Raw genomic sequence first — 24,226 nt, 5'->3', positions numbered from 1 at the left:
AGATTAAAGATAAAAATTCTTGCCTCAGGGAAGACACAGTTGCATCCGGGAATTCTACAAAAAGAAAACCCGGGTTAATGGCTGCGCCTTCACCCAGGCCACACTAGAATAAATACTTAACGACTCCCTTACTCTATAGGATTCTGACACGTTAAATCATATCCATGGTCTTTCATGGCCTTGCATACCTCAAAGGCCAACAACCCATGAGCACGTGTACTTGGATGAATTTCATCCCAGAATAAATAGCTTTCAGGAGTATCACATACTTGGTAGTTTTTATCTCCTGCAGCGAAGCTTGCATCTCTATATTGTAGTACTTGCGCATAACGTAGTACGAAGTTATTAGCAAAAGGTGAACTACGGAATGCATCATACATAGGAAGCTTCACATCAATACACGCGTCAGTAGTGTTGGTGAATCCATAAGTTTCTGGATTTTTTAAAGCGCGTGACAAATAATCTCCCATGTCGATATAGAGGAAGTTTGCATCAGGATAAATTTTTGCCCATTCTTCCATGCGATTTCGAAGTCGCTCATTGTGCATATCAATAGCGTTATTTAAAACTTCTCGATCTGTGGTTTGTACCATACGGGGAGTATCACCTATATGAGGCAGCCCCATAATAACAAATCGACGCGCACCAGCTTGCATCAATTTCATCACAGCAGAACCAGCGCCTGATAGGACATTATCAACATAGGTACTCATTACTTCTGTGTTGTAATTGTCTTCAAAGAATAAGACGTTGATGTAATCATTACTGCCTGAGAAAATAAAAAATACCGTTTCATCACTTAAGGCAGGGTGTTCTAACAAATAAGCTTGAACAGTCAGACCAAGACTAGGTGGGACCAACTTACCTACTATTAGATTTTTTATTGTTCCTAATGGATGACGAATCAAATTCCACACTGTTAATTGATAATCGTAAGTAGCAGTCCAACTCCCCCCAAAAGCACGATTTAAATACACTTCTTCATCCTCTGGAGAAATGGATATCATTTTTGCTAAATATTCATTCCATACCTGGCCATTAGAGAAACGTGCATTCCAATAGGGTTTTCCAGGTAATACAGGCACCATTTTAATTTTGCTGACCAAATTAGCGATATAAGGTGCTAATTGATTATCAAAAAAATCTGTAACAATAGCGATACCGGAATCCAAAACCATTTGTGGTACATAATATTCGTCGGCGAACTCAACCATTTTGTTAAGCACAAAAACTTTAAACGGAGCTACTAAAAAAGCAGGGTCTTCTTCCTGACGCAAACTTTTAAGTAGATGCGTGGTATTTCCTGTATCCGACAAGCTGTCACCAAAAACAACCATCGACTTTACTGGGGTAGCAGAATAACTTATGAGGGGTATGAATAAACAAAGGACAAGGAACCACCGCAACTTCCGAATGTAATAGGCCATATTATCTCCTTATAAAAGCCAACGGATTAAAACACAGATAGCTTTGGTATATAACAGTATGATCGCTGGTTAGTTTTTGTCAACGCATTTCATTAATTTTGCTTAATATTTAAACGTAACATCGGGTGCATTTAATTGAAGCCTATTGATTAAATTCTGTGTAAATGGTAATTTTTGCCAAATATTTTTGTTTATATTTCAGGTAGTACAATGAAAAAAATCGTCATTGCTTCATTTTATAAATTTGTTTCCTTAGAAGATTTTGAAATGTTGCGACAACCTTTGCTTGCTCAAATGCATGAAATCCAAATCAAAGGAACTATTATATTAGCCTCTGAAGGAATCAATGGAAGTTTTGCTGGTACGCGTGAACAAATGGATCTTTTTTATCAATTCATACGTCAAGATGAGCGCTTAGCCGACTTAAAGTTTAAAGAAACATTCGATGAAGAAAATCCATTCGAAAAATCGAAGGTTAAACTTCGCAAAGAAATTGTCACCATGGGTATAAACAACGTTGATCCGTTGAAAAAGGCGGGAACTTATCTTAGCCCCCAGGAATGGAATGAATTAATTCAAGATCCTAACGTCGTCTTAATCGATACGCGTAATGATTATGAGTTTGAATTAGGCACGTTCAAAAACGCCATTAATCCCACCACAGAAAACTTTAGAGATTTCCCGCACTACGTGCGTGAGCAGTTGCTCGATAAAAAAGATAAAAAAATTGCCATGTTTTGCACCGGTGGCATACGCTGTGAAAAATCCACCGCTTATTTAAAGGATTTAGGTTTTGAAAATGTGTATCATTTGCATGATGGTATTCTCAACTATATTGAACAAATGCCTAAGGAAGAATCGCTCTGGGAAGGACAATGCTTTGTATTTGATAACCGAGTCGCGGTTGATGATCAATTAAATCGGGTTTATCCTCAATTACCATTGGATTACAAACACGATCGCAATAAAGAATAAATATGACCAACAAAAAACAATCCGATTCAACCATTGTTTTGAATCGCAAAGCAGGCTTTAACTATTTTATTGAGGATCAATATGAGGCCGGCCTAGTGCTTGAAGGCTGGGAAGTCAAAAGTTTGCGCGCAGGGAAAATAAATTTGTCAGATGCCCACATTATTATCAAAAACAGTGAAGCCTTTTTGCTGGGCGCCCAGATTCAGCCACTCATAACCGCCTCTACTCACTCTATCCCGGACCCAATACGTACACGTAAGTTATTATTAAATAAAAAAGAACTTAATCACCTCATCGGAAGTGTCGAACGTCAAGGATATACTATAGTGCCCCTTTCTTTGTATTGGAAAAAAAATAATATAAAGATAAAAATAGCTTTGGCCAAAGGTAAAAAAGAGCATGATAAGCGCGACACCATTAAGGATCGGGAATGGGAAAGAGACCGCTCCCGGATAATGAAAAAAACAGGGAGAGATTAATGAATGTAGACGAATCGGTACCCGATTTTGCATTCGCAGCAACAAGTGGGCTCAATGCTCATCTAAGTGATTATCGAGGACAACACGTAGTCCTTTATTTTTACCCTAAAGATGCAACTCCAGGATGCACAACAGAAGGTCAAGATTTCCGGGATGCATATCCTCAGTTTCAAAAATTAAAGGCCCAAATATTTGGAGTTTCCCGGGACAGCTTGAAATCTCATGAGAATTTTAAAGCAAAACAAAATTTTCCTTTCGAATTGATTAGCGATCATGATGAACAATTATGCCAATTGTTTGATGTGATAAAAATGAAATCCATGTACGGTAAACAAGTTCGAGGTATTGAGCGAAGCACATTTATCATTGATCCGCAAGGGAAATTAATCAAAGAATGGCGCAAAGTAAGTGTGAAGGGACATGTCGCGGAAGTACTTAACTCATTAAAATAAAATTTATACCGACGGATCATATTAATGCTTTAGGAGAAACCAGAGTTGCCTAACGATCGCTCAAAATGATCCTAATGTGGATTTTTAGTAACCGTGATGAATCGTTACAGTAATTTTATCCTTGACTGAATCTCCTCCCCTAAGCAGAATGAAAGAAGCATTCAAATAATTGTAGGTTGGTGAAGACCGCAACCAGGCTACGCGTTTTAATCACAAGGTGAATTTATGGATAATAGCAATACCCGCCCGAAGCTGTTTGTACTTGATACCAATATTTTAATGCATGACCCTACAGCCATCTATCATTTTGAAGAGCATGATATTTATTTACCCATGGTAGTTTTGGAGGAGTTAGACAGCCATAAAACGGGTACATCGGAGGTCGCACGAAACGTCCGTCAAACCAACCGTATGTTGGTAGAGCTCATGAGCAATGCCTCGCATGAACAAATCGTATCTGGTTTAGCTATACCAAACTATCTCAACTCCGATAAAAAGAAGTGCAGTGGAAAGTTATTTTTTCAAACGGATGAATTCGACCAAGTTGTTCCTTCCACGCTTCCAGGGCATAAAGTGGATAACACAATTCTTGCCACCGCATTAGGGTTACAAAAAAAGTATGCGGGAAAAAGGCAGGTGATTATTGTATCGAAGGATATTAACTTGCGTATCAAAGCAGGAATTCTTGGCATTCTTGCAGAAGATTATTATAGTGACCAGGTACTTGATGATGTCAATCTCTTACACCGAGGTCTACATATTCTTGATAATAGTTTCTGGGATACTCATGCAAAAGACATGGGTTCATGGCAAGAAAGCGGCAAGACTTTTTATAAAGTAGCAGGCCCGTTAATTAATCAATGGAATCCCAACGATTGCATTAGCACCGAGGATGATCAATTCCAAGCCATCGTGAAAAAACTTGAAAGTGACCATGCAGTGATTCAGTTAGTTCGTGATTACACGAAACATTCCGTATGGGGAATCCATGCTAAAAATCGTGAGCAAAACTTTTCTTTAAATTTACTCATGGATCCAGATATTGATTTTGTAAGCTTACAAGGTCCTGCAGGTACTGGGAAAACCCTTCTTACTATTGCTGCAGGTTTAACTCAAGTTTTAGATCAAAACCGTTATAACGAAATTCTTATGACGCGTGTGACCATTCCTGTTGGAGAAGATATTGGCTTCTTACCGGGAACTGAAGAAGAAAAAATGACGCCGTGGATGGGCGCTTTAATGGATAACTTAGAAGTTTTACACAGCTCCCAAGTAGGCGGTAGTTTTGGACGGGGCGCAACTCAAGATCTATTACAAAACAAAATTAAAATTCGCTCTTTGAACTTCATGCGGGGTCGTACTTTTTTAAATCGCTATATTATCATCGATGAAGCACAGAACCTGACTCCGAAACAAATAAAAACTCTGGTTACACGTGCCGGTCCAGGATCGAAAATTATTTGTCTTGGGGATATTAAGCAAATAGATACTCCTTATTTGAGCGAAACAACCTCGGGTTTAACTTTTGCGGTAGACCGGTTTAAACACTGGGAGCACAGTGCGCATATGAGTTTAACTCGCGGGGAACGCTCAAGGCTTGCATTTTATGCAGCAGAACATTTATAGTACGCACTTTAAGGATTTACCATGACTGACCATGCCATCACTTTTGATGACGTTCTGCTTGTTCCTTCATACAACCACCACGAATCAAGAAGAGTCGTGGAAACAACCAATACCGATCGGTTGGGCAAATTATCTTTAGAACTCCCTGTAATTAGTTCTAATATGGATACAATTACTGAAAGTTCTATGGCTAATTTCATGGGTTCTAAAGGTGCAATGGGCGCATTACACCGTTTTATGTCGATCGAAGAAAACATTCAAGAATTTAAAAAATGTCAAAGTAATGTATTTGTTTCGATTGGTTGTACGGCAGCTGAATTGGAAAGAGCAGAAGCATTACGTGATGCGGGAGCTAACTATTTTTGTGTGGATGTTGCCCATGCCCATGCCAAATACGTAGGAAAAACTCTAAAAAGTTTACGTCATTTACTTGCGGATCGCTGTATTATGGCTGGAAATGTTGCGACCTATGCAGGAGCTGATTATCTTGCTTCATGTGGGGCAGATATCATTAAGGCGGGTATTGGCGGTGGTTCAGTATGCAGTACTCGTATTAAAACTGGCTTTGGTGTACCCATGTTAACCTGCATTCAAGATTGTTCGCGCTCAGATCGCTCTATTGTAGCGGATGGCGGAATTAGAACCACTGGTGACATCGTCAAAGCCCTAGCCTTTGGTGCTGACTTTGTGATGATTGGTGGTATGTTAGCAGGTACATCACCAACTCCTGGTGAGGTGATTCAAAAGCAAGATGGCACCAAAGTAAAACGTTACCGTGGCATGGCATCTAAAGAAGCGCAAGAGAACTTCTTAGGACAAATGCATGAATGGAAAACGGCTGAGGGAGTCGCAACTGAAGTACCCTATAAAGAAAATCCAGATGCGATTATTGCTGATATAGTTGGGGGTTTAAGATCCGGTCTGACCTATGCTGGCGCAGACACAATTAGCGAACTGCAACGTAAATTAAATTATGTAGTCGTAACTCAAGCCGGGCGTATCGAAAGCTTACCACATAAGCTATTGGGCTAAAATTAATTGGAATACAACCCGGGTTAAGCAAAACCCGGGTATTTTATAGATGCAAGTCAGGGGCCTGATGGTCCATTCTGTTCAAATGTTTTTTCTTCCTTCTCGCTAGGAGAAGGACTAGGTGATTGCTCAACAAGTGAATCAAAATCCATACCTTCAAATGCTTCATTAAATTCCGCCATTAAATTCGAAGAAGTACTATTTTCCGGGCTACCTAAATCCATTTGCACATCCTCATCCTCTTCTGGTTCTGGTTCTGCCATTTCATCCAGTTCTTTCCCATCCCCCCCAGTTAACTGGGCTGTGACACCTTTTATCGCATTCACAAGTCCCGAATTAACCGCGTCTTGAATAGAACTTACCATTTCTTTAAACTGAAGAGCTGCTTGCCCTGCTTGGGTGTTTTTGAGATCATCCAATTTTTGATCCGCTTGATCCAATAATTGATCTTTTATATCTCCGGCCTTAGCGTTAAAGGCGTCTTTTAATCCACCTAAAGCTTGGCCTAACTCGGTCTTTGAAAATTTATCTAAGGCCATTTCCCCTGCCTTTTTCAGGGCACCGTTTATATCTCCATTAATCTCAGAAACCATCTCACTGAGTTGCTCGTTCAATTCAAGATAAGGATTTTTTTCCTTACTCTCAGTAGACTTCTTTTTAGCTTCTGGGAAGGGCTTACCCTCGTCTTGCGAAGGCTTCTTATCTTCGTCCTTATCCGATTTTGGTTTAGGCCCGTCATTAATGTCAGGTGTGATTACATTAGGTTGTGGAGGCGGAGAGCTAGTCGTCTGAGTTTCTTGTGATTTGGGCTTTTCTTTTTCAGTTTTTTCAGTACTCATAAATCTTAACCTCGGTAATAATCCACCTCTATGTTAAAGATAGCACATCATAAGAAACATTACCTTTAAATAGATAGCGCAGATCGAATAATTTCAGATACACTTATCTTATCAAGAGTTGTTCTTTGATGAATTGGATTTAATCATAATTTACAATAATTTTGCAAAATTATTGCAACCTTTATGGAATGATATTTTACTATGAATCTTAATGATTTTCGCTATATGCGTCGCGGTAAACAACTGTTTGATTTAAACAAAGAAGATTATAATCTCCTTAAGCCCATTAGACGACGAGGCACAAAAACCGATCGCGCACTGCTACTTTTACATGGGTTTACCTCTACACCCGCAGTTTATCGCTACTTAATTCCTCAATTAAATCATTACGATGCCGTAGTTTGTCCAGCATTACCGGGTCATGCCGAAAGTATCGCTGCCTTTGCCCACACCAAGGTTTCAGATTGGATTGAATGTGCAACGAAAGAGTGTGAACAGTTATTTAAAGAATATCAACATGTGGATGTCCTGGGGTTATCCCTTGGGGGAATATTGGCATGCGAGTTGAGTGCAACTTTTACATTCAATCATATGTTTCTTTTAGCTCCTGCTTTAAAATTACAAATGAATATTTATCGTAATCTACAGCTTCTTCTTGTACTAAAAAAACTTGGATTCTGTGAACTAAGGGGCGTAGCGGGTAATATGGAAACCAACAAACATGCCGAAATATCCTATCGAAGGATACCCATTCCTGTACTTATTGAACTGTTTACAATGATTCGCGAATATCAATGGATTACCCCCAATTGCCCAATTGATCTCTTTTTTGGTGTTCATGATATTGTTGTTGCCTCAAAAGAGGTAGAACAAATGTTTTCTCATGTCCCCAACACAACAATCCACTGGTTAGCAAATTCAGCTCATGTCTTGCCATTAGATAATGATTTGGATCAAATTGTGCAGTGTATTAATCAACGCACCTCACCCAATCTTAATGAAAAATCGTCTCTTTTGTTGATGGGAGAGAGTTAGAGTCGATCTCTACCTTCGTTATGCGCTCCCTGCCAGAGATAAGGGCTGCTCTCACTTTCCAATACGGTTGAGATAGCGATAAATCCCCCCCTTTCCCATTACGGGAAAGGGTTGGGGTGAAGGGGAATTTCACCATGAATTTTAAGGAAATTGCTTATTGTAGCGATTGAAATCTTTCAATTCGAATTGATTCCACTCGCGCATATCCAATACCGAGCCATCGAACGCCATAAAGTCTGCGCGGGTGGTAGGTAGATTAAAATAATAAATATCACTGGCATCAGTAGCTAAATTGCTCTGATGTTTTGCCACTGAAATTTCTGCAACCGAACGATCGTGGGTTTTGACAAAACTGCGTTGTGCTCGTAAGTAACGACCTTTAAATCGTGCATTTCCCCAAAGTTCAACGTCGAGCCTATTTACGGCGCCAGCTAGTTGGATTGTAGATTTCTGCTTCGCACGAACCGTCAAAGTATCCGTTTTAACCCAAAATAAACTCAACCATGCATTTCCTTGCATGACTAAATTAGCCAGGTTAACTACCCCGGAAAGTTGTACCTTCGGGCTTCCTTCTAAATGGAGTCGCAAACCCGGACTAGATATTCCGCCAATTTGAGTAAGGCCTTTACCTTGTATATCCAAAACTCTTAATCCGATAGCTCCACCTAATCTTACAGTTCCGGTATTCACCAAGTACACATCCAATAAACTCGTACGTATCTGATCTCCAGTGAGTATGGGTGTGCCATTAGCCATCAAGCGGTTAAGAAATCGGCCTCGTATCTCAGCATAGATTGACCCATGTAAATCTCCTTTCCCCGCTATCGCTAAATATAAGGTGTTTTGTGAAACCTCTACTTTTACTGCCGCCAAATCGCGAGGATCACCCGATAAAATTACCTGAGGCTCTTTATAACCAGTATGCAGCCTAACATGAATTGGTCCTTGGACGTTAACTTGATTGAAAGCAGATACTCGTCTAACTTGTTTTGTTTTAAGTACTTGAGGGGGTGGTGAGAGAGGCTCATTTTTTGGCGCATGATGCACACAAGCAGTTAATAAAAATACAATCGGAATCAATAAGTAAGACCGCTTTAGCATAGACTTCATTCCCATATCAATAATTCCTCTACATTAGAGGAAGTTCTAACAATGTGCAAGGTCAGGATATAATGCATAAATTCTTCATAAGTAAGGCTGGATAAAGCGATGAGGCCCGGGGATTTAGTTCATACGAAACCTGGGCTTTACCCAGGTTATTTTAAAACCAGGAACCTTTATTAAAATCTGAAAGCATTACCTTAGCAGGACAAGTATCATTAACTTGTGAATCAGGAGCGCTATCGATTAATGATTCTAACGGTTCATCAAATGGAATTAATGCCGGCAACTGAATATAAATATCAACCAATATACCATTCCTACAACCTAAATAAACTTTTCCAGAATTATTTGTACCAAATGTTTGGGTTACCATTTCTCGCAGCACCGCCAACGATACCTTTTGTCCTTGATGTTGCGTTAGGTATTGTCCCAAAATCGAATTATCCACCGACTCCGTCAAACGCATCGCAAGCGAAAAATAATCATCCGCAGATAAAATTTGGCAACTTCCATGCTTATTCCATTCATGGCGCTCCAAACAGCTCCCATAATTGTAACTGGGCATCATTTTTTTTAAATGTTCAGAAACTTGAGGTGAGAGATTTAGCGGAGGATAAGCACAATGTCTAGATTTTTGCTCTACACCACAATATCCATAACTTTGGCCGCAGGCATTCTGATTGGGCCATAAACCATGTAGGGTAAGATGCTTTGCTTGATAAGAGTCTTTAGATAGATGCATGCATTCGGGCTTACCTGCTTCATATCCATAGGTTTGACAAAAACCAGGCTGTGAGCTAAGCGCTAAAACATAAGAATCTGACATCCCTGCATGCGTATCGCAAGAATCACCGAACTCTACAGAAGCAACAACGTTGAAAGAAAAAACAAGCAACAACAGGGTAGTGAGCTTTTTCATTAAGACACTCCGGTCAAGCTTCTTTCAAAACATTATACATTAGAAGATAACGAAAACCAGTCTTTTATTTTATATAACCCTATTGAATATAAATGAAAAAATTTTATTTATAGTGTTTATTTCAAAGACCAAATATCATTAAAAATAAGTTTTAGACAAAGCAGAATTAGTCTGCAGCTAATCATTGGAGAAACACGCCATATTACATAGTTCTATTGAATTGTTTTCAGAACCCTTTTTAAAGAAAGCAGGACTCTTGTCTAATTTAAAATCAACTTTGAATATATCCTCACAAAATTCCTCATATTCAGTAGAATTAAACTCTAACGCCTCTTTCTCCTTAGGTTTAAATAGTGTTTCTACTGCATAATGGGAAGCAATGCCAAGCGCCACTGCAATAAGAAGCACGGGTACACCTATACCCAAAGGTACGAACATTAAACTTGCAAATACAACCGCAGGAATGAACGCTTCAATTATAATGCTGCGCACTAGACTTGCCGATTGATAAACTCTGACCCTTTTCTGATATTCAGTCTCTGCCAGGCATTGCTTTATTTCCAGGAAAATAAATTGTTTTTCCTTCTTATCAAGGTGATCATACTGTTTTTTCAATTGTTCCGTTAAATCGGAGGCCTGTTTCATTTGCTCTTGAATGGTCAAATGGGTTTTATACAGTTCGATACCACCCTTGGTAGCATTATTGATGACGGTAAATACAAAGCACAATACTGCGCCAGCAATGGCCATAGAAGCTAAAACCGGAGCTGCTATAGGCATGAAGGGCATAGTTAAGATCAAAAAAGCGAGCATTAAACCTACTGCATAGGCAATATTATTGATTAAAGATATTTTTTGGAGTTGCCAATCTCTTTCACACTTTGATTTTTCATTTTTTAAGGTACGCAGTTGGATTTCTATTTGACGACTATCTTTTTGTTGTTCATTAGTAAGTTGTCTTTCCTTCTCCATGTCGCGAAATGTTTGAAGTTGTTGTTCTAAGCGCTCTATATCGTCATTGTATTGCATCATGGCTTTATTATGTTTAATTCGTTCTTCTTCAAAAGCCCATACCGTCATAATTATGTCGAAAACTAGCAGCGCAAGAGTGACGGCATCTCCTGCCATCCCAAGTGAACCTTTTCCTGTAAGCCAGAAGAAGCAAAGCAGATTCGCAGTACCCCATACCGAATCATTCAATAAATCAAACTTCCTTTGTGACCATTGGGTTAGAAAACGATCCTGCCAAGGAGTATTCGCTTCCACCTCATCCATCCATGGGCCTTTTATTGTGTGTTTGAGTAATATACCCAATTCCAGAAAAAAACGAGCATAGTATAAAGTCCAACTTAGATTACCGGTATAAAAATCAGGAGTTTTGATGGCTTCAGCCGCTTGTTCGGCGTAGTAACGACCTTCGGGTACTAATCCAATTACGGTTTTTAAAAAAGTTGAACCCCATACCCAATACAATCTCTTCTCATTCAATTTGCCCATGTGCTTTTTAATCGACTTCGTGGTACCAATCGACAAATCAACAATATCTTCCGCTAATAATTGGCCTACCGAAATACCCATATATTTAACAGGTTTCGCATCAGAGCCTGCTTGCTGTATTTCAAACTCCTTTATCCTAGCCTGATATACAGGATCTAATAATCTGAGAAAATCGGAGCACTTTTTAATTTGGGTATTGTATTCTCTTATATTTTCGAATTTTTTATATTCTATTTCATGTTTTTGTTGTGCTAACAAGAGCAAAAGAGTCATTTGCAACTCATATACACGCTCTTCTTTTTGAAGATCATTCATGTATTTGAACATCACGCTGTCTGTTTTGTTCAATAACTCTAAATAGAAATTTAATGAAGAAAGAAAAGCATTGCTGCGGTATTCTGTAAAGGCACGGCCTGTGAATTTTTTAATACATTCCAGCTCCTCTCCTCTAGCCCGTTTATAGCTTGGAGTGCACGCCTTCTTTAGCTTATTGTATTGAACACTTTCTTCGTTATATGTAATTAATTTATTATTATATTCCTCCAACTTTTGGAGATACTGTAAGTATTCAGATGATTTAATATATTCTATATATTCAGGAGAATTTCTTTTTAAAAACCCTAGTGTTGAAGGGATTATCGGCTTAACAGGTTTCTTTAAGCGAGCCAGCGGGTAAATACTGTTACTTTTTTTATCCCCGTAATAGAGTCTATTACCATGCAAAATGATTGCATGAGTACTCTCTGACAACTCTTCGATCTCGGAAAATTTTCCGGGTAAAGAATCAATCTGAATGAGGCCACATTCAGCTCTGTTGTAGTCAAGCAAGTCCCCGTAGCTCAAATCAGCAAGTTTCTTTTTGTCCTTCAATGCATCTCTAAGAAATGACTGCAGAATTGCGCTACTCGTTGCCATAGTATCACCTCTATACTCATGAATTCTGGCCATTCATTCAGAGCACAGCGAAAAAATTTATATGTTCTTTTTTATAACATAATATTGATTTTAAAAACAAGATGAGCATACATTGATTTACAATATTGATACCAAATTTTTACTAAAAAAGATGATTTTTGTAAAAAATTAATTTTTGGGCCAATATTGAGTGCCGTGTACAGAGATAAGGTGGTATTGGGAACCCGGGTTCGCTTCGCTTTACCCAGGCAATCACTAGATGAATTATTAGAATTTATGAGGTAATTTCGCGCGCGTAAATGTCATCAAAACGTTTAATATCATCTTCTCCCAAATAATCCCCACTTTGGACCTCAATAACATAGAGTGGTTCATTACCAGGATTACTTAAACGATGAAGTGTATTTTGGGCAATATAAGTCGATTGATTCACAGATAAATAAATCATTTGCGAGTCGTTTATTACTTCTGCTTTGCCGGACACAACAACCCAATGTTCTGCACGATGCTGATGCATTTGTAAAGACAACCGAGCTCCAGGCTTGACCATCAATCGTTTTACTTTAAATGATGCACCTTCAGCTAAAATTTCATAATATCCCCAGGGACGCGAAACTCGTTGGTGATCTTGAGTTAATTGATGGTGATCTTTACTTAAAGAATTTACTAGATCTTTAACCTGTTGCGAATATTGCTTATCAGCCACTAAAACAGCATCTTGGGTAGCCACAATAATTTGATCTTGGACACCAATTGCGGTAACTAAAAGGTCGGTACTATGAATCAAGCAATTCGTACTTTGTTGAGCAATAACTTTTCCAGTGACGGTGTTCCCATCTTGATCGGCTGTATTAGCATCGGCTACTGCAGACCAACATCCTAAATCACTCCATTGCATAGACACAGGGATTACTACTGCTTTATTCGTTTTTTCCATAATCGCATAATCAATGGATTCCGCTTCGCAACGAGAGAACGATTCTAAATCAAGACGTAAAAAATCATGATGATTCTTGGCTTTTAATACAGCCTGCTGACTAAAATAATAAATATCAGGTTGATATTCTGCTAACTCTTGAAGATATACATCCGCACGACAAACAAACATGCCGCTATTCCAAAAATAGTTTCCATCGGCAATAAATTCTTTGGCGCGATCAAGTTCCGGTTTTTCCCTGAAACTTAAAACCTGTTGCACCTTTTCAGTAAGCGGCTCGCCTGCTTCTATGTAACCATATCCAGTTTTAGGACTATCGGGCTGAATCCCAAAAGTAACTAGAGCGTGATGTTCGGCCGCATATTGTGCTCCTATTAACATCGCTTCTTGCCATTCTTTATCATCAGCAATCCAATGATCTGAAGGAAGTACTAACATCACCGCATCGGGACCTGCTTGCTGAGATAAATAATGAGCTGCACATGCAATGGCTGGGGCGGTATTACGAGCACAAGGTTCCAGCAAATAAGTCATTGACTGATTAAAATGATTTAATTGATCCTGACAAAGAAAATAATGAGCATCATTGCTTACTATAAGAGAAGGCGTCATTACCAAGCTCTGCGCTCGTTTTACAGTTTGTTGCAGGAGGGATAACTCACCATTTAAAGCCAGAAATTGTTTTGGATAATTTTTTCGAGATAAAGGCCATAAACGAGTTCCAGAACCTCCTGCAAGGATAACGGGATAAAGAATAGTCGTCATAAAGTTCCATGTTATGGCATAATCGCCGCATTCTAACAGTATTTTTTACCTAAAAAAAGGTAACTTTTCAATCAATCCAGGAACTAGGCTCTTCTACCCTGCTGTAGTTATCCGCATAACATAGATGCGTGTGGTGCTTAGACTTGTTGAAAGGATATATAAAATAAGTAATTTACGGGGACTTACTATTATGAAAAAAAAAGCAGTAGTTCTATTATCGGGTGGGTTAGATTCAACGACTTGTCTAGCTTTGGCTGCTTCCAAAGGCTTTTCTTGTTATGCGATTAGTTTTTCTTACGGGCAAAGACATTCTGCTGAATTGCTTGCAGCAAAGCGTATTGCACAACACTACGAGGTAGCAAAACATCAGATCGTTACCTTAGATACGGAATTATTCAGAAATTCAGCATTGACTGATGGTTCTTTGGATGTACCTGCTTTCCAGGGCGGCACTGATATTCCAGTAACCTATGTTCCTGCACGCAATACCATTTTTCTAGCTATGGCCTTAGGTTTTGCAGAATCAATAGATGCTAGAGACATATTTATTGGTGCAAGTTCTGTTGACTATTCACACTATCCAGATTGCCGTCCAGAATTTATCGCGGCATTTCAAAATTTAGCCAATTTAGCAACCAAAGCTGGAGTAATGGGTGATCGTTTTACGATTCATGCCCCATTACAACATTTAAGCAAGGTACAAACCATTCAGCTTGGAGTAAGTCTAGGAGTAGACTACAGCTTAACTGTTTCCTGCTACAAAGCCAATGATGCGGGCCAAGCCTGTGGACAATGCGATAGTTGTACCTTCAGACAACGCGGTTTTCTTGGGGCTGGAATTACTGATCCTACTGGATATTATTCTGATCCTATATAAAAATATTATTCTAATCCTATATATAAGTTCCAATTAGGGTATGAATTTCGTTTGAGATAAATACCCTACCGAATAAAAATTACCCTTAAGGTTTTATTAACCCCCAATATGCTCATTAATTACACTATTAACCCAAAAAAATCAATTTATTTTACACTTTTGTTACAACAAATTGAGCATTTTTGATTCACATATAGCAAAATCGTTGCTATTATTCGCCCTGATTTATAACCTTGGAGTAAGATAATGACATTTAAACAGTTTATGAAGACCGTTGCTTATTTACCAGCTGATGCTTTTACTGGCGTGGTTAAATTAGTATTGGGATATACAGATAAATACGGTGACGAACATCGTGGTTTACTAGGTCTAGCAACAGATGGGATTAAATTTGTTGGCCGTTCAATTTCTGACTTCTTGTCTGAACACAAAAAAGCAATTACTACTGCTGCTTGGCTTACTTTAGCTACTGCTGGTGCTGTTGCATTGACTTTATTCTTATGGCCTGCTGCTTTAACTGCAGTTGCTTCATTCTCAATCTACGGTTTTTCTATTGCAGGTATCGCTGGTGCTAACGCCCTTGCGCAAATCGGTTTGGCTTCTCTATTAGCGGGTGCTGCAGTTTCTGCTGCTACTTATGTAGGCGCTGCTGCGGGTAATTTCTTTTCTTGGGTTGCTGATTGCTGCAAAAACATTAAAAGCAAAGCTCCTAAAAGTGCTAACGAAGATGAATACCGTGAAATTGATGAAGACGAGTACTCAGATAAAGAAGACGATACTCTTGAAGTCGTTAGTGATAGAAAAGGAATCAAAGCTACTGAAATCAAAGCTACTGAAACCAAAACTAATCCACTAAGTGCTTTGTCAACTTCTACTGACAAAAAAGAAAGTAGTGGTCATGAACATGTAGATGTACTAAATTTTGATTTCCCAGCTACTTCAAAAGTAAAAGGTACTGCTCCTGTAGTAACCAAAGACGAAAAAGTTGAGCAAACTAACAGCCTATAATTAAGTAAATTTTTAAAAACGCGGCTATGCCGCGTTTTTTTTTATTTTCATTTTAATAAATTTATCAAGTTAGGATATATAAAACTGACTGAAGTTTAGAACTCTCTCTTTTAGTTAAAGTCATCTATTTGAAACTCAGTTACCTACAGCATTTATAATTCATATGCGTTATAATCAGTCATTTTCAGATAAGCAGGTATCTACTTGATGGCGAAACAACGTAAAATGCTGGTTACCAGCGCCTTACCGTATGCAAATGGACATTTACATCTTGGGCATTTAGTGGAACACATTCAAACGGATATTTGGGTACGCACTCATAAGATGTCTGGAATCGAATGCATCAGTATCTGTGGTGATGATGCTCATGGCACTCCAATTATGTTAAAAGCAGAGCAAATGGGGATTACTCCTGAAGCGTTAACGGCTGAGATCAAACTAAGCCATGAGCGTGACTTCAAAGCCTTTGCGATTGCTTATGATTGTTATCACACGACTCACTCCCCAGAAAATAAAATTTTAGCGGAGACTATATACGAGTCCTTAAAGGCAAATGGTTCAATTATTAAACGAACCATACGTCAAGCTTATGATCCCGTAAAGCAAATGTTTTTACCCGATCGTTATGTCAAAGGGACCTGTCCGAAATGTAGTGCTAAGGACCAATATGGCGATAACTGCGAAGTTTGTGGTGCAACCTACTCACCCACAGATCTACTTGATGCAGTATCTGCTATTTCCGGTGCTAAACCTGTAGAAAAAGATTCAGAACATTACTTTTTTGACTTACCTCGTTATGAAGATCTATTAAAGGAATGGACTCGAAGCGGGCACCTGCAAGCTGAAGTAGCCAACAAATTAGATGAATGGTTTGCGGCTGGATTAAAACAATGGGATATTTCACGTGATGCACCTTATTTCGGGTTTCCAATCCCAGGGACCACCGATAAATATTTCTACGTCTGGCTTGATGCTCCTATAGGGTACATGGCCAGTTTTAAGAAATACTGTGAGGAACATGATGTCTCTTTTGCTGAATTTTGGGATAAAGAAACGACCACTGAGTTGTACCATTTCGTGGGCAAAGACATCGTTTACTTTCATGCTCTGTTTTGGCCGGCTATGCTTGCTGCCAGTGGTCATCGGATGCCTACTGCAGTTTATACTCACGGCTTTTTAACCGTTGATGGCCAAAAAATGTCAAAATCACGGGGAACTTTTCTGGAAGCACGTACGTATCTGCAACATTTACATCCGGAATACCTACGGTATTATTTTGCAGCTAAACTGAATGGCCGTGTTGATGATCTCGATTTAAATTTTGAGGATTTCACCAACAGAATCAATGCAGACCTTGTGGGCAAGGTTGTCAATATTGCCAGCCGTTGCGCCGGATTTATCAATAAGCGATTTGCGAACCAACTCAGTAATAGCTTAAGCGATCCACAATTGTATGCCGAACTGCTAGAAATGCGTGCTGAAGTCATTGAATCATTTATATCTCGCGATTATGCTCGTGCTGTACGTCACATTATGGATTGTGCCGATAAAGTCAATCAATACATCGATACTCATAAACCTTGGGTATTAGCAAAGCAAGAAGAACGTTTACCTGAAGTACAAGCTATTTGTACCATGGGAATTAATTTATTCCGAATCTTAATTACCTACCTAAAGCCAATAGTCCCTCTGATGGCAAATGCCGCGGAAGAATTTTTAAATTGTCCCCCCCTTACCTGGGAATCAATTGATAATCCTTTATTAAATCAGAGCATCAATACGTTTCAACCTTTAATGGTTCGTGTTGAAAAAGAAAAAATACAAGCCATGCTGGAGCAATCCAAACAGGTGAACAATGGCCTCAGTTAAAGAAATTGACGCACTTTTGCCACAAACTCAATGTGGCGAGTGCAATTATCCTGGTTGCTTGCCCTATGCCGAAGCGCTAGCTCAAGGGAGTGCTGCGATTAATAAATGTCCTCCAGGAGGTGTTGACACAGTTAAAGCGCTCGGAGCATTACTCAATGTTGATCCTGCTCCTTACTTGCAAGAAGCGTTAGCAAATACCCGCGCACCCTCTGTTGCTGTCATTCGTGAAGCAGAATGTATCGGTTGTACCAAATGCATCAAAGCCTGTCCGGTCGATGCAATTATTGGCAGCGGCAAATTAATGCACGCGGTAATTGACCATGAATGTACGGGTTGTGGATTATGTGTTGCTCCCTGTCCCGTAGATTGTATCGAGATGGTTAATTTACCCCTGGTAAACTATGATAAAGATTTAGCACGTAAACGTTTTAATGCCAAACAAACCCGTTTGTTACGTGAAGAACATGAAAAACAGCAAGCGTATCGAGAAAAGCGTCAACTTGCATTAAAAGCGGATAAAACCCAAGACATGCAAGCCAAGCAGGACTATATCCAACAGGCATTGGCCCGCGTAAAAGCAAAAAGAAGCCATGAATAAACAACAGCGCCACGAAATTTTTGCCCGTTTTCAAGAACAAAACCCACATCCAACTACTGAGTTGACTTACCGCTCTTCTTTTGAATTATTAATTGCGGTCATTCTTTCAGCACAAGCAACGGATGTGGGAGTAAATAAAGCCACTGCTAAATTATTTCCGGTGGCTAATACCCCTCAAGGTATCCTTGATTTAGGACTGGATAGACTTAAAGAGTATATAAAATCTATAGGTCTTTATAATAGCAAAGCCCAAAATATTATGAACACCTGTGACCTGCTGGTCAAAAAATATAAGGGTAACGTTCCTAATCAACGTGAGGAATTGCAATCATTGCCTGGTGTAGGTCGTAAAACCGCCAATGTGATTCTCAATACTGCTTTTGGGGAGCCCACTGTGGCTGTAGACACCCACATATTTCGGGTAGCGAACCGCACAGGACTTGCCAAAGGTAAAACTCCTTTAGCAGTTGAAAAAGCGCTCCTAAAAAACATCGAACCCAAGTTTTTGAAGGACGCTCACCATTGGCTTATTCTCCATGGACGTTATGTATGTACCGCACTACGTCCTCATTGTAAAAACTGTATCATTCAAGATCTTTGTGAATATCCTGATAAGAATTGGTCTTAATAGAGAGATTTGTCATTACACCCCAGATGGTTAGAATTTCCTGCCCTCGGGTTAATGGATTAGGACATAACTTAAGTAATTTAACGCTAAAAATCAATTGATTAGTTATGATAACGGGTTAGTTGAACTGAAAAAAATAAATAATAAAGGTTACCATTCTCCTCATTAAAATAAAGATTTATTTGAATCATTAGCAAGATGTAATGTTCCTGCACTTCATGCGAAAAAGACTGGCATTTCCAAATTTTTACTCTTACAATAAAATTTCGTTGTTGCAGGGAGAGCAATACTATGAACTGGTGGACTTCAGTAGTTGATGGAACCAAGTCACTTGGTGATGGGGCAACATGGGTTTGGAATAACGCCATAAAGCAAACAGTAGGTTACGCTGCAAATACTGCATTTTATGTAGCGGAACAAGTCTTAGCCTTACGTGAGGCAATTCCTGCAGTAGTCACTCCCCCGGTGATGAAAATTGTCAAAGGAGGAGGGAATATACTTTTGTATGATGTCCTTCCTGTTGTGGGCGCACATTATGCCAATAATAATATTCAAAATTATTTGCGTCCCGAAGATCCAACCGGGATCTTAGCATCTTATATGGTTGTTCCTAGCTTAACTTTAGTAAATTACGCAGTATGGGGATTTACTTATCGACAAGCATCCAAAGTAGTTGTGCATACCTTAGCTCTTGATGCATTAGGTTCATCTGCTTTTAACGAACACAAAGGAAAACTTATCCCTCCCCCACCGACCCTCTGTGGCGAAAAAGAAGAGGATTGTAATTTCAAACGCAAATTTAAAGGTTCCCTACGCGAACCCATTGTATTGGCTTTTAATGATCTTGTACTTTTAGGAATTAGTAAATTCGTTCCCTATGGGGAGCAAGTGGCATGGATCTTGGCTATCTTTTTTTATGGTGAATACATCACTCGGATGGCAACCCCAGAACGTTGTGAGCGCCATAAGGCGATGAAGTCTGAATCCATCTTGTCTTTAGGGGCTTCTTATACAGCAACTTCAGCCTTAATGGATTATGCACTTGATTCTACGGTAGGCCCAATCCCCTACCTTTATCTCCGTACATTGCGCCATTTATTACTCTTAGCCCATATTAATGTGGCATCGCATATGACTTTGCCATTAGTTCGCTCAACGAAAGATACCATCCCCGTTGATCCTTTAGTGATTTATGATCGTATCAAGCGATTCACTGTTGACGTCGTATTTGCAGGATTAATGCAACGAATACCTATTGATTTTAAACCACCTCCAGGCGCTAAACCCTTCATTCCTTTATCAACTGTTTTCAAATTTCTAACTAAGGTTTTGGAAAGTGATTTAGAGCAAGTTAAACCAACGCCACCTGGTTTTTTTAAGAAAACCACAAAGCATCTTCTACCTAGTATGTTTAATAGCTCCAAAAATGAACTCAATGCTCCAGTGAGTAAGGAATTTTGGTCTAATATTCGCAAAGAATTTTGGAACGATATTAGCATAGATTTACTTTATGCTATGGAGAAAACAAGAAACCTTGTTCTACCTAGAATCTTTCACAGCCCTAAAAATGCCGTCAATGATCCAGTGATTAAGGAATTTTGGCCCGACATCCGCTCTGATTTACTCTATATTATAGAAATTATTGAAGCCACAAAACCAGTTAAAACCTTAACAACGGCGCCTACAGCAATTGCGTCTACGGTTAAATATACACTTCCAGTCGTATTAAACTACCGATTCGGCTTACCTATAAAATTGTCTGAATTTCTGTTATCTTTGAGTAAGAAAGAGGATTTTTGGGATTTTGTTACTGCCCTAAGATTATGGCTTGAACGAAACAGTGTATCTTATGAGGTAATTTTGGCTAAAGGGACTCGCAGCGCAGGCTTACATGAATCAAACAAAATTATTGAGCTTCCTCAGGAGCCTAAGACCCAAATTGTACCTTCAGCTAATGAATTAAAAACACCAAGAACACCAACAGTGATAGACGCCAAACAGTTAATTCCCTCAAAAACTTTAACTGGAGTAACTGCTAATAGTTTATTTTCTACGAAGCAGCGAGCAAGAGCCATGAACAATAGACCTCCGCAAGAAGTAGATTGTTCTTCACCATCTCAAGAGGAACTTTCTTCAACAACTGTTTATAATCAATGAGTTGTGGATCGAAAGAATGCTTATAGTATTTGAATTCTTTCGATCACCGTGTTTGAAATCGCAATTCGCCTAGTGCCCGATCGTTCTCACCATCTGGCTTAAGACCCCTAATTTTTTTCAGGCGCTACCGCAGTACTCCCGCTGAAGTGGGCAACTACTTGCCATATTAAATACAATGGTGTTATATTTACGCGCGAATTAGTTTATTAAAAAGCACAATTGTCAGTAAAAACCAAGGCAAAGTTATGGAAATCCTAAACATATGAATCAATCATTGCCTTCACAGCGTTCACGCTGTTTCTTGTTCCTGACAGTAAGCGTTATTACCTCTCTTATTCTACTCATCAATGTATCGTTTAAAATTGTTCTCATAGATGGATTAATGTTCTCCGTGAACTGCTTAATCACCCCATTAATAGCAGGTTTATATTTATTGGCATTAAGAACTTGTACGATAAAAGAACAAAGGCATCTGCTGAATATTTCGTTAATGACTTTATATGTTTTTTGTATTGGCGTGTATGTACTTATACATTTACCTGCCGCCGAATACATGCATGATAATCCCGTTTATCAAATTATTTTTGCAGACATCCCTAAGAAATTCTTTGCAACCACCATTTCCTTTGCACTTAGCTTCTACCTACCCCATCTATTGTTTTATCCTAAGTCCAGTAAAATACAGCCTTCACCAAAACAATGTATGCTCCTTGCCGTATTAGGTGGTATTAGTTTTTTTGGACTTGATTTTTTTCTCTTATTTTCAGGAGTACATCTCCACAGTTTCAAACAAATTTTTATTGATTCCATGATGATTGCTTCACTCATATTGCTTCTTATTGGAGTGTTTTATTTAACCTTTTTGCTTAAATACCAGAATTCTTTTTTCACTCCAGAACCTGGCAGAGAAGGATTACCCTTATATCATTACTTTATTTGTGTTGCGATCGTCATCATGCTTATTTGTCTGGCTTGTGAATATAGAATCGTAACTATTATCAATAAATATATGGTTCTATCAGCCAGCTCTTTGTTTTTCCCCATTACATTAATGATTAGTACCATCCTAGGTGAGCTTTGGGGCTATCGAGTTAATTTAAAATTATGCCTAATCCTTATTGCGGCTCAATTTACATTTGATGTTTTACTTATAGGACTCGTGGCTTTACCATCCCCGACATTCTTTGATTTAAATCCTTTTTACAATTATATCATGCTCAAAAGACTACCTACGGCTTCGGTAGCGTTGTTTGTTGCCTTTATTAGTAATGCCCTGCTGTTACACTATTTAAAATACTGCAAGTGGAATTTACATCGTCCGTTACGCATCTTAATTGCTAATTTTTGTTCCAATTCTTTATTATGCTTAATTGACTACAGCTTATTGTTCGGTGGTATTTATCCCTATGATCAAGTTATTGATTTAGTCGTGAATGTTTGGCAATACAAATTATTAATGACGCTCATTCTCCTCCCTTTTATTTTATGGTTTTGTACTCATATGGAGAAGAATAAAGCGTTAACTTTGCAGTATGACTAAGGGATTAAATATTGTGATTACGGACGTCTTAACATTAGCCTGTGGTTAAGCTATATAACCTAGGTTATAAGAGCGTTCCAGGCAAATTGCGGATCATTCCTTTTTTACAGGTCTTTTCCAACCATAAACTGTTTTCTGCTTTGATTCAGTTAGCGTCAACTCACCTGGAGGTACATGCTTTCGGATGGTACTCCCTGCGCCTATCGTTGCATTAGCTCCTATTGTCACTGGAGCAACCAACTGGGTATCTGAACCAATAAACACTCCATCTTCAATAATGGTTTTGTGTTTATTAACTCCATCGTAATTGCAAGTAATTGTACCGGCACCTACATTAACTTTTTTCCCCAGACTTACATCTCCCAAGTAACTTAAATGGCTTGCTTTGGATCCCTCAGCAAATACCGCTTTTTTGGTTTCAACAAAGTTACCTATTTTGCAGTTTGCAGATAATTCCGTACCCGATCTTAAACGAGCAAAAGGACCAATTGCACAATCATTTGCTATTTCACAGCCTTCTAAAACGCTGTTGGCATAAATTTTACAGCCAGCACCTAAGCTCACATCGGTAAGGATGCAATTAGGTCCGATAGAACAACCATCTCCAATAACTACCTTACCTTGGAACACACAATTGATGTCAATATATACATCTTTGCCACAGGTTAATTCACCGCGTAGATCAAAGCGATGTGCATCAGCGAGTGTTACTCCTTGTTGGAGCAATTTTTCAGCGTGTTTTACTTGCCATATTCGCTCTAATTGTTGGAGTTGCAGACGGTTATTTACCCCTTGAATTTCTGCGTTATCTTTTACACTCATTGTTTTAATTAATGTTTGACTGGCAACAGCTAAAGCAATGATGTCTGTTAGATAGTATTCAGCTTGAGCATTATCATTACTCAGTCTAGGCAACCACTTGGCTAAATCATCAGATATTGCACAACAAATACCTGAATAAATTTCTTTTATATTCTTTTCTTGCTCATTTGCATCTTTTTCTTCTACAATGATGGAAACTTCACCTTGGTTGTCTCTAATAATACGTCCAAGACCGCTAGGATCTTCGAGATGAGCAACCAAAAGTGTCAAAACGGATTTATAAGAATTTGCTGAATTGTTGCACTCAATTAATGCTCGCAGCGTGCTTGCTTCAATAAGTGGTACATCAGCAGATAAAACAAGAACTTGTGTTTGTGGTGGGATAAAAGGTAATGCCTGCATAACTGCATGACCCGTACCTAATTGTTCTGCCTGATATACCCAATGCACAGGTAAGTCAGGGAGTGAGTTCTTAAGTTGTTCACCACCATGACCATATATAACATGGATTACATCAGGATTTAGTTGCTGTGCTGTTTCCACTACCCGAGTCAACATAGGCTTCCCAGCAATTTGGTGAAGTACTTTAGGAGTACTGGAATACATTCGTTTACCCTGGCCTGCAGCTAAGATAATAATTTGTAAGTTCATGTAGTTATGAGTTCCTAGGTTAAAAAAATATAGGTTTGCAATGAGATAAATCTGCTTAATATAAAAATATGTAA

Annotated in this window: 20 protein-coding genes; 13 read left to right on the top strand and 7 right to left on the bottom strand. The window is 38.9% G+C overall.

What is annotated here, in order from left to right:
* Window positions 1–128 precede the first annotated feature (128 nt).
* Window positions 129–1,427 (bottom strand): lysophospholipase/glycerophospholipid:cholesterol acyltransferase PlaC, encoded by a 1,299-nt coding sequence (gene plaC / locus HBNCFIEN_RS00740; RefSeq protein ID WP_182392259.1) that lies wholly within the window; start codon window positions 1,425–1,427, stop codon window positions 129–131.
* Between the two features lie 210 nt (window positions 1,428–1,637).
* Between plaC and HBNCFIEN_RS00735 the strand changes: the two genes are divergently transcribed.
* The 5 genes from HBNCFIEN_RS00735 (at window position 1,638) to HBNCFIEN_RS00715 (ending at window position 5,991) form a co-directional block, all read left to right on the top strand.
* Window positions 1,638–2,402: a rhodanese-related sulfurtransferase gene (locus tag HBNCFIEN_RS00735; protein ID WP_182392258.1), complete on the top strand. Its 765-nt coding sequence runs from the start codon at window positions 1,638–1,640 to the stop codon at window positions 2,400–2,402.
* Between the two features lie 2 nt (window positions 2,403–2,404).
* Window positions 2,405–2,881 carry an SsrA-binding protein SmpB gene (gene smpB / locus HBNCFIEN_RS00730; protein ID WP_182392257.1) on the top strand — a complete coding sequence of 159 codons (477 nt, stop codon included), beginning with the start codon at window positions 2,405–2,407 and terminating at the stop codon, window positions 2,879–2,881.
* Window positions 2,881–3,333 (top strand): peroxiredoxin, encoded by a 453-nt coding sequence (locus tag HBNCFIEN_RS00725; protein WP_182392256.1) that lies wholly within the window; start codon window positions 2,881–2,883, stop codon window positions 3,331–3,333. The genes smpB and HBNCFIEN_RS00725 overlap by 1 nt, the downstream gene beginning before the upstream one ends.
* Before the next feature lie 225 nt (window positions 3,334–3,558).
* The gene (locus HBNCFIEN_RS00720; RefSeq protein WP_182392255.1) at window positions 3,559–4,959 is read left to right on the top strand and encodes a PhoH family protein; all 1,401 of its coding nucleotides are present in this window, start codon (window positions 3,559–3,561) and stop codon (window positions 4,957–4,959) included.
* A 21-nt stretch (window positions 4,960–4,980) separates the two neighbouring features.
* Complete coding sequence (locus HBNCFIEN_RS00715) at window positions 4,981–5,991, top strand: guanosine monophosphate reductase (protein ID WP_182392254.1); 1,011 nt, start codon at window positions 4,981–4,983, stop codon at window positions 5,989–5,991.
* 56 nt (window positions 5,992–6,047) lie between these two features.
* On the opposite strand, the gene HBNCFIEN_RS00710 is transcribed toward HBNCFIEN_RS00715, so the two are convergent.
* Window positions 6,048–6,830: a hypothetical protein gene (locus HBNCFIEN_RS00710; protein ID WP_182392253.1), complete on the bottom strand. Its 783-nt coding sequence runs from the start codon at window positions 6,828–6,830 to the stop codon at window positions 6,048–6,050.
* A 201-nt stretch (window positions 6,831–7,031) separates the two neighbouring features.
* Between HBNCFIEN_RS00710 and HBNCFIEN_RS00705 the strand changes: the two genes are divergently transcribed.
* Window positions 7,032–7,865 (top strand): carboxylesterase, encoded by an 834-nt coding sequence (locus HBNCFIEN_RS00705; protein ID WP_182392252.1) that lies wholly within the window; start codon window positions 7,032–7,034, stop codon window positions 7,863–7,865.
* Between the two features lie 141 nt (window positions 7,866–8,006).
* Here the strand turns inward: HBNCFIEN_RS00705 and HBNCFIEN_RS00700 are convergent, their stop codons facing one another.
* The 4 genes from HBNCFIEN_RS00700 to HBNCFIEN_RS00685 form a co-directional block, all read right to left on the bottom strand.
* Entirely contained in the window at window positions 8,007–8,966 is a 960-nt protein-coding gene (locus tag HBNCFIEN_RS00700; protein ID WP_182392251.1) for a GIN domain-containing protein, read from the bottom strand.
* Window positions 8,967–9,126: 160 nt separating this feature from the next.
* A complete protein-coding gene (locus tag HBNCFIEN_RS00695; RefSeq protein ID WP_182392250.1) occupies window positions 9,127–9,888 on the bottom strand; it encodes a ribonuclease T in 762 nt (253 codons plus the stop codon).
* A gap of 177 nt (window positions 9,889–10,065) precedes the next feature.
* Window positions 10,066–12,300, bottom strand: coding sequence for a hypothetical protein (locus HBNCFIEN_RS00690; RefSeq protein ID WP_182392249.1), 2,235 nt, complete (start codon window positions 12,298–12,300; stop codon window positions 10,066–10,068).
* Between the two features lie 274 nt (window positions 12,301–12,574).
* Window positions 12,575–14,002, bottom strand: coding sequence for a mannose-1-phosphate guanylyltransferase/mannose-6-phosphate isomerase (locus HBNCFIEN_RS00685; RefSeq protein ID WP_182392248.1), 1,428 nt, complete (start codon window positions 14,000–14,002; stop codon window positions 12,575–12,577).
* Window positions 14,003–14,192: 190 nt separating this feature from the next.
* Between HBNCFIEN_RS00685 and queC the strand changes: the two genes are divergently transcribed.
* From queC to HBNCFIEN_RS00645, 7 genes are all read left to right on the top strand, one after another.
* Window positions 14,193–14,879: a 7-cyano-7-deazaguanine synthase QueC gene (gene queC / locus HBNCFIEN_RS00680; protein WP_182392247.1), complete on the top strand. Its 687-nt coding sequence runs from the start codon at window positions 14,193–14,195 to the stop codon at window positions 14,877–14,879.
* A gap of 246 nt (window positions 14,880–15,125) precedes the next feature.
* Complete coding sequence (locus HBNCFIEN_RS00675; RefSeq protein WP_182392246.1) at window positions 15,126–15,887, top strand: hypothetical protein; 762 nt, start codon at window positions 15,126–15,128, stop codon at window positions 15,885–15,887.
* A 207-nt stretch (window positions 15,888–16,094) separates the two neighbouring features.
* The gene (metG, locus tag HBNCFIEN_RS00670) at window positions 16,095–17,756 is read left to right on the top strand and encodes a methionine--tRNA ligase (protein WP_182392245.1); all 1,662 of its coding nucleotides are present in this window, start codon (window positions 16,095–16,097) and stop codon (window positions 17,754–17,756) included.
* Window positions 17,743–18,354, top strand: a complete 612-nt coding sequence (locus HBNCFIEN_RS00665; RefSeq protein ID WP_182392244.1) for an RnfABCDGE type electron transport complex subunit B — start codon at window positions 17,743–17,745, stop codon at window positions 18,352–18,354. Before metG ends, HBNCFIEN_RS00665 begins: the two co-directional genes overlap by 14 nt.
* Window positions 18,347–18,982: an endonuclease III gene (nth, locus tag HBNCFIEN_RS00660; protein WP_182392243.1), complete on the top strand. Its 636-nt coding sequence runs from the start codon at window positions 18,347–18,349 to the stop codon at window positions 18,980–18,982. The genes HBNCFIEN_RS00665 and nth overlap by 8 nt, the downstream gene beginning before the upstream one ends.
* Before the next feature lie 291 nt (window positions 18,983–19,273).
* Window positions 19,274–21,139, top strand: a complete 1,866-nt coding sequence (locus HBNCFIEN_RS17620) for a hypothetical protein (RefSeq protein WP_255464285.1) — start codon at window positions 19,274–19,276, stop codon at window positions 21,137–21,139.
* 262 nt (window positions 21,140–21,401) lie between these two features.
* Complete coding sequence (locus tag HBNCFIEN_RS00645; protein ID WP_182392242.1) at window positions 21,402–22,679, top strand: VUT family protein; 1,278 nt, start codon at window positions 21,402–21,404, stop codon at window positions 22,677–22,679.
* Between the two features lie 93 nt (window positions 22,680–22,772).
* Here the strand turns inward: HBNCFIEN_RS00645 and glmU are convergent, their stop codons facing one another.
* Window positions 22,773–24,152 (bottom strand): bifunctional UDP-N-acetylglucosamine diphosphorylase/glucosamine-1-phosphate N-acetyltransferase GlmU, encoded by a 1,380-nt coding sequence (glmU, locus tag HBNCFIEN_RS00640; protein WP_182392241.1) that lies wholly within the window; start codon window positions 24,150–24,152, stop codon window positions 22,773–22,775.
* Window positions 24,153–24,226 lie beyond the last annotated feature (74 nt).

The organism is Legionella sp. PC997 (genome assembly GCF_014109825.1).
Lineage (GTDB): Bacteria > Pseudomonadota > Gammaproteobacteria > Legionellales > Legionellaceae > Legionella.
The sequence above is the reverse complement of the archived record's forward strand: the minus strand, read 5'-3'. Positions and strand labels throughout refer to the sequence as shown.